The following is a 2,113-nucleotide window of genomic DNA, read 5'->3' on the forward strand; positions in this document are numbered from 1 at the left end:
GGCGAGTCGCACTCGCCCGGTTCCCGGTGCTCAAGACGCTCGATCAGTTCGAATGGAACTGGCCCACCCGGATCAACCGCCTGCAGATCCAGAACCTGTTTCGCCTCAACTTCATCGAGGAGCAGGCCAACGTGATCTTCCTCGGTGGTGTCGGCCTGGGCAAAACCCATCTGAGCATTGCACTCGGCCATACCGCCTGTCTGCGCGGCCATTCGGTGCTGTTCGCCACGGCGGTGGATATCATCAACTCGTTGAATGCCGCGTACGTGCATGGCGGGCTCAAACGCGAACTGCGCCGCTACGTCAAGCCGCGCGTATTGATCGTGGACGAACTCGGATATTTGCCCGTCGACAAACAAGGCGCAGACGCGCTGTTCCAGATCATCAGCCAGCGCTACGAGCACGGCCCGACCATCATCAGTTCAAATCGCGCGTTCAAGCACTGGGCGGAAATCTTTAACCACGACAGCACACTGACCTCCGCGCTGCTCGACCGCCTCCTGCATCATGCCGAGACCGTCGTCATCGAAGGCAAAAGCTACCGCATGAAAGATCAGGAAGGCACCGATCCCGCGACCCTGTGATCGACTTCACCATGGTGAGTTTCAAACCGTCCGTTTTAGACGAAATTCACGCCGCTGCTAACAGTTCTTCGTGAAGACTGTGGGCACCCACACCTCATCATCCATTGCCAGGCCGATAAACCAGCGAAATAGCAGGTTATATTGCACCTGCTCCATCAGCTGGCGCTCCGAGCGGATGCTGTAGAGCACTTGAATGAGCATGGCTTGGTATTTCAAGCCAAAAACCCAGTTGGCATGCCCGTCCTTGAGCCGTTCGAGATCGACGGATGGATTGACGAGGTCGATTGCCGGAGTCACCATGCGATGCGCGATCTGCGGTGGCGCCTCGACGTCGAAGCTGATCGCGTCAAGCGTGGCGAAATCATTCGCGTGCGCCCAGTTCGGGTTGGTGATCATGACGTTGTGCGCGGTAAAGGTGTCGGACGCGATCGGACGGCAGTTCGACATCCATCAACGGCGATCTGCGCGTGGGCTGGCACTGGCCCGTGAGCGAGCAAGGCTGACGTGCCTGGGCGCCCTGGCCGCACTTCCTAGTCTTCAATCCAAGGCCGCGCGCGGTTCCAGTCACATGTGCCGACAACGACGACTAGCGCCGTGACCGCCAGCGCGACAATCACGGCGAGCTACCCGGCCGCCATGCCGACAGTGCGGGCAAGGCGCATCGCTCACCGCAGGCGATGAGCAATTCCCGATTCCGCTCGACGATCACCGCGGCATTGGGCGGATCACGGCGATCTCATGCCCTCGAGTAGCCGCATGGCATATTCCGCGCACTTTCTCCGCACTCGAACGAGTTGCCCGAACAACAACGAAAATTCCGCCAAACGGCCACGTGCGCGAAGCATGACGACACGTGTTTCGTACCATGTGCGCCGATTCGCCCAGCTCGCCTTATATTCGGCATATTGAGGGCGAAAATCGAAATCACGACCGTTGGCGTGAGACCATTTGACGAGGAATTCTGCAAGCAGCGCTCCAACCGAACACACAGCAAATGCCTCGTCATACGTCGTCACGAGGCCCTCGACGGTTCGAGATCCCACCAGGTTTACCGACGCGGCGACGGTCACGCCTTCCACCTTCACGAAGGCAACGAGCGGAACCTTCGACAGATCCATTCGCCGTGCCAGCGCGACAAAGAAATCCCGAACCCGATCGTCCTTCAAGTAGGCAAGGCTCACGCCGCGGCGCTCGGCCCAACGGCGTTTGGTGCGGAATAGCCAGCTCAGAACGGCGACAGCGTCCGGTATCGTTCGGCACCAGCCGAATTCGACATGGCCTCGTGCTTCGAGCCGCTTGTGCCGATTTCGCAACGTGCCGCGAAGCGACTTCGACCGGGTCGATACGAAGTCGTCCCACCGCGGAACGTCTCGCAGCACGATCGAAAATCCGGGCAGGCCGCGCCACCGTGCGGGCACGCGCGCGAGCACCCAGGAGTGGGGGACGTCCTCGAGCGCCTCCTGCAACAGGCTGCCGTGACGAACGAGCGTGATCTGCAGAACGTCCGCATCGACCCGCCTGATCGCTTT

General features: G+C 60.3%; 2 protein-coding genes and 1 pseudogene. 1 reads left to right on the plus strand and 2 read right to left on the minus strand.

The features are described 5' to 3' along the window. The coding region (istB, locus tag BMI01S_RS37080; protein WP_042293270.1) for an IS21-like element helper ATPase IstB at window positions 1–584 on the plus strand (584 nt) is incomplete at its 5' end. A gap of 63 nt (window positions 585–647) precedes the next feature. Here the strand turns inward: istB and BMI01S_RS44415 are convergent. Further along, a pseudogene (locus tag BMI01S_RS44415) lies at window positions 648–791 on the minus strand (transposase); the annotation flags it as partial. Between the two features lie 518 nt (window positions 792–1,309). Further along, on the minus strand, window positions 1,310–2,113 hold an 804-nt coding region (locus tag BMI01S_RS37090; protein WP_042293274.1), incomplete at its 5' end, for a GNAT family N-acetyltransferase.

The sequence above is a fragment of the Paraburkholderia mimosarum LMG 23256 = NBRC 106338 genome, assembly GCF_000739815.1.
GTDB lineage: Bacteria > Pseudomonadota > Gammaproteobacteria > Burkholderiales > Burkholderiaceae > Paraburkholderia > Paraburkholderia mimosarum.